5 protein-coding genes and 2 pseudogenes are annotated in these 8,597 nt (G+C 45.4%); 4 read left to right on the plus strand and 3 right to left on the minus strand.

The annotated features are described in order from the left end of the window. Positions 1–53: 53 nt before the first annotated feature. A pseudogene (locus AB6E08_RS21865) lies at positions 54–914 on the minus strand (serine dehydratase beta chain); the annotation flags it as partial. A gap of 26 nt (positions 915–940) precedes the next feature. Continuing rightward, positions 941–2,482 (minus strand): sodium:solute symporter family transporter, encoded by a 1,542-nt coding sequence (locus tag AB6E08_RS21870; protein WP_372067406.1) that lies wholly within the window; start codon positions 2,480–2,482, stop codon positions 941–943. Between the two features lie 348 nt (positions 2,483–2,830). On the opposite strand from AB6E08_RS21870, the gene AB6E08_RS21875 reads away from it, so the two are divergent. The 4 genes from AB6E08_RS21875 to AB6E08_RS21890 all read left to right on the plus strand — a co-directional run bounded on the left by AB6E08_RS21875 (position 2,831) and on the right by AB6E08_RS21890 (position 7,986). Next, on the plus strand, positions 2,831–4,126 hold the full coding sequence (locus AB6E08_RS21875) for an MFS transporter (protein ID WP_371707930.1): 1,296 nt from the start codon (positions 2,831–2,833) through the stop codon (positions 4,124–4,126). A 126-nt stretch (positions 4,127–4,252) separates the two neighbouring features. After that, entirely contained in the window at positions 4,253–5,269 is a 1,017-nt protein-coding gene (locus tag AB6E08_RS21880; protein ID WP_371707931.1) for a nuclear transport factor 2 family protein, read from the plus strand. A gap of 295 nt (positions 5,270–5,564) precedes the next feature. Beyond that, positions 5,565–6,659: a porin gene (locus AB6E08_RS21885; protein WP_371709094.1), complete on the plus strand. Its 1,095-nt coding sequence runs from the start codon at positions 5,565–5,567 to the stop codon at positions 6,657–6,659. A 301-nt stretch (positions 6,660–6,960) separates the two neighbouring features. Further along, positions 6,961–7,986 carry a LacI family DNA-binding transcriptional regulator gene (locus AB6E08_RS21890; protein ID WP_017105499.1) on the plus strand — a complete coding sequence of 342 codons (1,026 nt, stop codon included), beginning with the start codon at positions 6,961–6,963 and terminating at the stop codon, positions 7,984–7,986. Positions 7,987–8,054: 68 nt separating this feature from the next. Here AB6E08_RS21890 and AB6E08_RS21895 read toward each other — a convergent pair. After that, positions 8,055–8,498 (minus strand): annotated as a pseudogene (locus tag AB6E08_RS21895) (arylsulfatase); the annotation flags it as partial. Between the last annotated feature and the right edge of the window lie 99 nt (positions 8,499–8,597).

Below are 8,597 nucleotides of genomic sequence, written 5' to 3' on the forward strand. Positions count from 1 at the left end.
AAATACGCGAAACGGGGTTGTTCTATCTTTAAATTTAATTACGCAACAAAGCCACCATTAGTTGGTGATGTCACCACTTGGCCACCAGCCGCATTTTCCTCACTCACGGCAAAGGCAAACAAGTTAATCCAATCCATGATTTCCATTGGGTCGTTTTCAACGGCCGCATTCGCTTCAAGCTTCTTCAACAAGTTTGGCGCACGACGAGTCACGTTCAAACCACCATCAAGAATGCCTTCGGTTTCAAATCCGCGTTCCATGCAGCGAGTCATTACTCGCCAAATTTGATCGGCTTTTTCTGAAATAATGTCAGAACCTTCGAACTCCGCTTCATTTTTTAGAATCATGCCACCGAGGCTCATCCCGCTATTATCGGCTTGTTGCAGCATTTCATCGGCATTTTTGAATGGGAAGGTGACTTCGACCGATTGAGTTTGAGTGCCATTCTGCAGTTCATCCGCGGTTGCGATAAAACCGCCGCCAATCGAATAGTAAGTTTCATCAACAATTATGCTTCCGCTTTGGTCAAACGCTGTAATCATCATGCCGTTTTCATGCAAAGGCAGATTGTCTTCGTGGAATAGCATGTCGGTTTGATAATTGAAGCCAATGGTGTGATGGCCACTCAGCTGCATTTCACCACTGTTGATAGCAAGACGCATCGCTTCATTAGCGCTGGTGATCTTAATCGTGTCTGGCTTATTTCCAAGCAAACCCAAGATGGTTGCTCTGTCAGTGTGATGCCCTATTCCAGTCAATGACAAAGAACCGTATAAATCCACCTGAACACGCGTCACATCTGCGATTCTATCAGCGATTAATTGTGTGAAATGAAAACCCGCAATCATTGGGCCGTTGGTGTGAGAGCTCGATGGTCCCACACCAATTTTGTAGATATCAAAGATCGATAACATAGATATACCAGTAAAAAATCGGTCAATTAAGAAAGAGCGGCATAAAGCCAATCAGGGATAACAGTACAAGCAGCAATCGTCACAACAGCAAATACCAACAAGCCGTAATGACTCGCGGTAGGCTTAGCGAACAAATGCTTCTGCTTGGCAATAAATTCGCTTTGTTGCTCGGTCACCTCTCCCCAGAAACGGCTTACAACAACGCCTAACACCAAGAAAACCACAGTGCCAATCAAGGCAAACCAAGGCCAAGCTATGCCGCTGTATTTAGCGATGAATACGACGGCCACACTGCCAATACTGCCTGCAATCACCCCTTTCTCATTTGCCTTTTTAAAGAACAAACCCAGGATAAAAGAGCCAAGGCGAATACCAACAAAAATGGAGGTCAGGCTAGCAATAGTTTTAAGCACTGATTCATTAGAAACCGCCAGTAATGCAGGAACAACAACCGACGCTGCAGCAACAAGGCTCATTTTTCTTGCCACCGATTCATAATGTGCATCAGAGGCTTTCTTACGGAAAAAGCGCTTGTAGAAATCGAATGTTGCGACTGTCGCCATTGAGTTATAAGTCGAATCCAAGGTCGACATCGCTGCTGCTGAGAGTGCGGAAATCACCAAACCAACAATGATTGGGTTGGTATGGTTAAACACAAAATCGAGAATCACTTCGTTGCTGTTTTCAAAGCTTTGGTCTTGATAAAAGACACTCAGAAGAACGCCCATTACAGAGAAAAACAGGTAAATAAAGAACGCGCCGTAACCACAAAGCAACATCGATTTTTGTGCAGTTTTAACGTTCTTAGTCGCCAATGTTCTTTGAATAATCAGTTGGTTAGTGCCATAGACACTTAGATGTAAGAAGCTCACAGCCACTACACCTGCCCACAATGTGGTATCAACACCCAAGTCGAAATCGAGGTTGATGATATTCAGATGTTCAGGAGACAACACCTCACCTGCATCAATCTTCATCAGCAATAAAACAAAGATCGCAATGCTGCCTATGATCAGCACCGCCGACTGCAACATGTCTGTCCATATGACGGTTGAGATACCCCCCGCATAAGTATACAAAGCGGTAAACAAACTGATGTAGATGATCGCCTCGGAGATACTCACCGGCAACACTTGCACCAAGATCAGTGCAACTGCATACAAAATTACCCCAGCCGAAATACACTGAACCACAATAAACACGATAGAGTTGATCGTGCGAGCAACAACGCCAAAGCGGTGCTCTAGGTATTCATAAATCGAAGTCAGGCCGAGTTTGTAAAACACCGGGACAAAGAAAACCACAGCAAAAAAGATCACTATTGGGTAATTCAAATGGACGCTCATCGCTTCCATGCCTGAGCTATAAACCCAACCCGGCATACCCACGAACGTCATCGCACTGATGTAGGTTGCAAGAATCGACACACCTGCCGTAAACCAACCAAATTGCTTTCCGCCCGTTGAGAAATCGCCACCAACGCTATAACGCTTATTCACTAAGCAACTGATAAATAGAGTAGTTAGTACATACAAAGCAATAACCACAAAACTTGAGTACGTAACCATTTTTAGATTCCGTTTATTATATTTCGCAATTCATTCGCCGCCAATAGTACTCAAAAATGGATATTTTCCCTCAGAAACCCACAATAAGTGTGAGTATTGTCACTAAGATAGATGATTAAACACTCTAAATGCCCAAAAAGTCGCAAAACGACGATCTAATGAGATCAAGATCACTAAAATACACAAAATGGGTACGCGCTCATTTTAAAATTGACTTTGATCACGGATCTAATAACCACAAAAATTCTATTATCTCTCCAGAAATGAAGATGGTGTGGTGATATTCAATAACCGCCACACAATAATCGAAACTAAAAACACCCTATAAAAAATAAAGGTTTATCGGTCATGACTACTAAAAAACACATGAGCGAAGTTCCTATGATTCAAAGGGTAGCTGCTTATCTTGCAATTCTAGTTGGCTACTTTTTCTATTGTTATAACTTTGTAATTATTGACTACGTACGCCCATACATCGTTGATGCGTATGATGGTATTAACTTGGCGGATACCGCTCAGTTCTATACATGGCAGTCGGTTGGTGCACTTATTGGTGCTCTGAGCTGTGCATGGGTGGCATCAAACTTTGGTAAGAAATCGACTCTTATTGTCATCACTGCACTGAACGGTGGCGCAACCATCATCAACATGATGTTTACTGACTACGCGATGTGGGCAGCAATGCGTTTCATCATCGGTATTTCTTTAGGTGGCTACTTCACCGTAGCAGTAAGCCTGATGATCGGCCTGTTCACACCAAGCGTTCGCGGTAAGTTAACGGCATTCGCTTCTTCGATGTTCTCGGTTGCCCTAATGGCAATGGGTGCATACGCGGCGTTCATTTCTAGCATCGATGCACCTTGGCAGAGCCTAATGTGGGTGGGTGGTATTCCTCCTCTAGTTGCAGCTGCACTGATGATCTTCATCCTGCCTAGCGACAAGAAAGTGATCGCTTACGGTGAAGAAGATCAAGCCGCGGCTGAAGCATCGAATAAACCAGCGAAGAAAGGTTCTTGGGGTGAAATGCTAAGCGCGCCTTACCGCAAGCTAACCATCACTTGTCTACTACTGGCTGGCCTTAACTTCTATGGCTACCAATTCTTCTCAGGCTTCGTGACAACGTACCTGAAAGAAGTTCGCCAATTTGACGGTTCAACTATCGGCATCATCTTCTCTATCTCAGCATTCGGTTCTCTATTCGGTGCTTGGGTATGGGGTGCAATCGCCGACAAATACGGCCGTAAAGTGAACGCGTTTGGTTTCATTCTTGCGGGTGTCATGGCGTCAGTATTCTTCGTTGCGCCAAGCGACGTGATGATCGGCAGCCTAAACATGCTGGCTATCCTAGGCCTTATCTACAACTTCGGTCTGTCTGCTTCTGCGGTATGGGGTGGCTACTTCTCTGAGTTGTTCCCAGCTCACCTACGTAGCTTCGGTGCAGCTCTGTTCCACGGTGGTCGTATCATCGGCATGTGGGCACCAATGGTGTTGGTATTCATCCAAGAGCGCAGCGACCTTGCGACAGCAATGTGGGGCTCGCCAATCGTATGGATTCTGGCTGGTCTACTGTGGCTATCTCTACCAGAAACATTGAAAGGCGGCATTTTCGACAAGAGCAAGAAAGCGGAACCAGCAAAAGCTTAATCCCCTTTAGTCGAAACCTCTAAAGACACGAAATAAACATCAATCCGGCTGATAAATCAGCCGGTAACAAAATCCAAATCGAGTCCTGTTCCGAATGTTGACTCGACAACAAAACGAGAATTAATTATGTCTAAATATCAAGAAGCTAAACGCATTGTTCGTGACTACTTTGACGCAATGGAAAACGCTACTCACGAAAACGTTGCTGAAGTTTTAAAAGCACACACGTCTGAAGATTACTTATGGCGCGGTGTTTACCCATTCCGCGAACAAGAAGGCGCTCAAGCTGCGGCTGACGTATTCTGGGCTCCAATGATGAAATCAATGACACGCATGCAGCGTCGTCAAGATATCTTCATCGGCGGTAACAACGAAGTTAACCCAGAGGAGATTTGGGTAATGAGCATGGGTCACTTCATGGGTCTATTCGACGCTGAATACCTAGGCATGCGCCCTACTGGCAAAATCATGAACGTTCGCTACGCAGAGTTTAACTGTGTTGTTGACGGCAAGATCACAAAGACAGGCCTGTTCCTAGATCTTCTAGGCATGATGGACCAAGCGGGTTGTTACCCACTTCCACCATCAACAGGTAAGCACTTCGTTTACCCTGGCCCACGTAATCACGATGGTCTGCTATTCGAAGATGCAGCTCCAGAAGAAGGCGTTGCGACTCTTGCTCTTGTAAACAAGATGGTTGATGACCTTTCTGCACTAAACGACAGCGGCGCAATGGGTTGTCCACCAGAAGTACTAGCGAAGAGCTGGTCAAAAGACATGATTTGGTACGGCCCATGTGGTATCGGCGCGTCTTACACGATTCCTCGCTACCAACAACAGCATCAACTTCCTTTCCGTAACAACCTGAAAGATAAGAAGTTCAACGGTCACGTTTGTCGTTTCGCTGAAGGTAACTTCTCTTGTTTCTTCGGTTGGCCAAACCTATCAAACACACCAACAGGTGGCTTCCTTGGTATGACTGGTGGTGAAGTACGCGCAAACATGCAAGTGGTTGACGTTTACTACCGTGACGGCGACAAACTGTCTGAGAACTGGGTGCTTATCGACCTTCCCTACTGGCTACAACAACAAGGTCTAGACGTGTTCGAGCGCACTTCAACCATCATGAACCCAACGCTGTAATCGAAACGCTTTAATCCTAGCGATAATAGCCAAAAGATAGAAACCAAACAGTAGCAACCTAAGTCGACATCTAATTTGGGTTGCTATGACTTGCTAGGCGTTCCTTCTCGCGCCTAGCAAGTGCTTCACCAACTAATCAATGTTCCATCAATCAATTGCTTCACCAGTCAATAATTGCTCCACCAATAATTGAATCAAATAGTGCCTCATGGATGGGGTACATCCTGCCAAACCAATACTAATAACGGGCTTGAAAGCACGGTGGCTTTCTGCGACCTGAATAAAGAGAACAACAATGAACAAGTCGATACTTTCTGCAGTGATCCTGACGGCACTTACATCAGGTTCAGCTTTTGCTGCACACACTTTTACCAATGACGCGGGCGATAGCCTTACTTTAGACGGTCGTTTCGACGTTCGTTACCAAGATAAGGGCGGCGATCATAATGGCGAATGGAACAGTGGTAGTTCTCGTTTCGGCCTTAAAGGTCAAATGGGACTAGACAACGATTGGACTGGCTTTGGCCATGCCGAATGGGGTTATAACTCGGGCGCTAACGGCGATAACATTTACGACCGACTTCTATACGCAGGCGTCGAGCACGAGAAATACGGCAAGATCGCAGCAGGTACTAAGCAGTGGTCTACCTTCTACGATGTGGCTTGGTTTACCGATATGGGTCGTGTGTTTGGTTCACGTGGTTCTGGTTACTACAACCTATCTGACTGGGGTATTTCATCAGGCACAGGCCGTGCTGAAAACTCGATAACTTACCGCAACAACATTAACGACAACTGGAAATACGGCTTCACTTACCAAACAACTCGTGAAGATGTCGCTGTATCAACAAGATTCAACCAAACGAATTCAGATACTGTTACGCTGAAAAACGGTATCGGTGCTTCAACGCTGTACACCGTTATGGATGGCCTAACGATTGGCTTAGCGTACCATCAGAATGAGTTTGATGATGTGGATAGCACAGTTCAAAACATCAAAGATGGCGACACACAACGCATCGGTTTATTAGGTTTGAACTACACCAATAATGGTCTGTTTGTTGGCTTCACCTACAGCCAAGGTTCTAACTGGGAAACCACCAGCAAAGCAGAATTCTACGACCACCGTGGTGCTGAATTCTTCACCTACTACCACTTTGAAAATGGTCTACGTCCAACCTTTAACGTTAACTACTTAACGGACACAGACGACAACGCAAATGGCTACGAGCGTCAGCTAATTATCCCGGGCCTTGAGTACCACTTTAAGAAGAACAAGTTCTTAGTTTGGACGGAATACCAATTTGATAATGGCAACGACAAGTCTGTTGGTAACCATTACGAGAATAGCGATGACCAATTCGCAGCTGGTATCCGTTACTACTTCTAATGGCTAGTGACTTATGGCTTAGCGGCTTTTGGCTTTTGGCTTAACAGTCTAATGACTTAGCGGTATGTCACTCCATTTGTGGGTAAACTTGTAATCTAAAGCTCTGCTCTCACGCAGAGCTTTTTAGTCACTGTCTCTGTAATCATACTTTTTTACCAACACTGAGAATGGGTTATACCCAACATCAAATTCAAAATAGTCATTATTCCTTATTTTTCATATCATTCCTTGTTATTGCTTTATGAGTACGTACCAATTATGGTATCCTGTGCGCAGTTAATTTGGTTCAAAAGTATGGTCTATGAGCTCTCCAAAACACTCCACGGCGTCAAAGCCAACCGTCACCTCTAAAGATGTCGCTAAGCTGGCTGGCGTTTCTCAATCAACGGTATCTCGCGTATTTGTACCGGGCAGTTCGGTGTCTGAAAAGACCAAGCAGAAAGTGTTCGATGCAGCAAAATCGTTGAATTATCGCCCGAATGCCTTTGCCCGCAGTCTGACGACAAATGAATCCAAATTGATTGGCCTAGTTTTTCCTGACGCTGACTACCCTATCCATATGAAAACCCTACAGCTTATCTCCACTGAGCTACAAAAACAGGGTTACTCTGCGGTATTGATTCCTTGGCAAGTTGATGGAAACGACAACCACTCTATTCCTAATATCTTCCAGTACCGAGTTGATGGCGTGATTGCGGCTTCTGCGACATTCAATAAGTCGCTTTATGAAGAATGTGAAGAGTTCGACATCCCTATCGTCCAGTTCGCACGTGTTGTTGAAGGGACTAAGAGTAGCCATGTGGTGAGCGACAACTACGCCGCAGGCCAAGTTGCCGCTCAACATTTTCATAGCGTGGGAACGAAATCAGCGGTTTACCTGACCGGTAACGTACCGACCTACACCAACGGCGAACGCGAGGCAGGCTTTTGCTCAGAATTCGAAGACCTAACGGGCAAACAAGCTCGTGTTATTGAAGCTGATTATGACTACCTTGATTCACTGGATACTATTCGCGCCCTATTTTCAGAACCAACACACCCGCAAGCGATTTTCTGTGCGACAGATAACCTAGCAATGGCAGTGATGGATGTGGCGCGCTTAGAGTTCAACCTGCGTATTCCAGAAGATCTGCAAGTGGTCGGTTTTGATGATATCCCGCAGACTCAGTGGTTGAACTATCAACTCACGACCTTCAAGCAAGATTTCAGACGCCTTGCACGTGAGTCTGTGAAAATTGTGGTTAGTCAGATTCAAGAACAAGACACGAGCTTGGTTAAGTTGATGGTGCCAGTGAAGTTCATTGAACGAAATACCACGCTGAAATAGAACCAACGTTAAAACGCATTCCAATAAAAATCCCGCTCAGTGTGAGCGGGATTTTTTATGATATTTAACTAGTTACCCACACCGCCGGTTTTCCCTGCCGGAGATTCAGGCGTAACGGGAGGCCACTCTTCAAAGGTTGCTAAGTGTTGCTGAATAGCGGCTTGAGCAGGACCAAATGCCCACATTTTCTGCCCCATCCACTTCAAGTACATACCTGATTCTTCAGCTGCTCGCTCGTATGGGTCACGACGTAAGTTGAACAGTAACGGAGCATTGAGTTCTTCTTTCGGACCGCTCCAACCGTGATTCTGTACCACGAAGTGCGCTTTCCAATCTCCCACTCGAACCGCTTGCAGCTTGTCTCGTTCGTAGTAGTAGATCTCTTTACGGTTTGACTCACCTTTCTCAGTCAGCATATCCACTTGGTTGTAACCATCAAGGTGCGCTTTAAAGCCATCGTGACCTTTCAGCAGTTTTTCTTTTAGATCCGTTGGACCACCAGCCGCAGCGACTGTAGCGAGCCTTGGCGTTTGAACAACAAAGCCTAGTAAATTGCGCACAACTGTAAATGCTCAAAACGCTAGGCTTAAATGGTGTTTAAAGAATGTTTA

This window comes from Vibrio sp. 10N.247.310.24 (assembly GCF_041467175.1).
Taxonomy (GTDB): Bacteria; Pseudomonadota; Gammaproteobacteria; order Enterobacterales; family Vibrionaceae; genus Vibrio; species Vibrio tasmaniensis_A.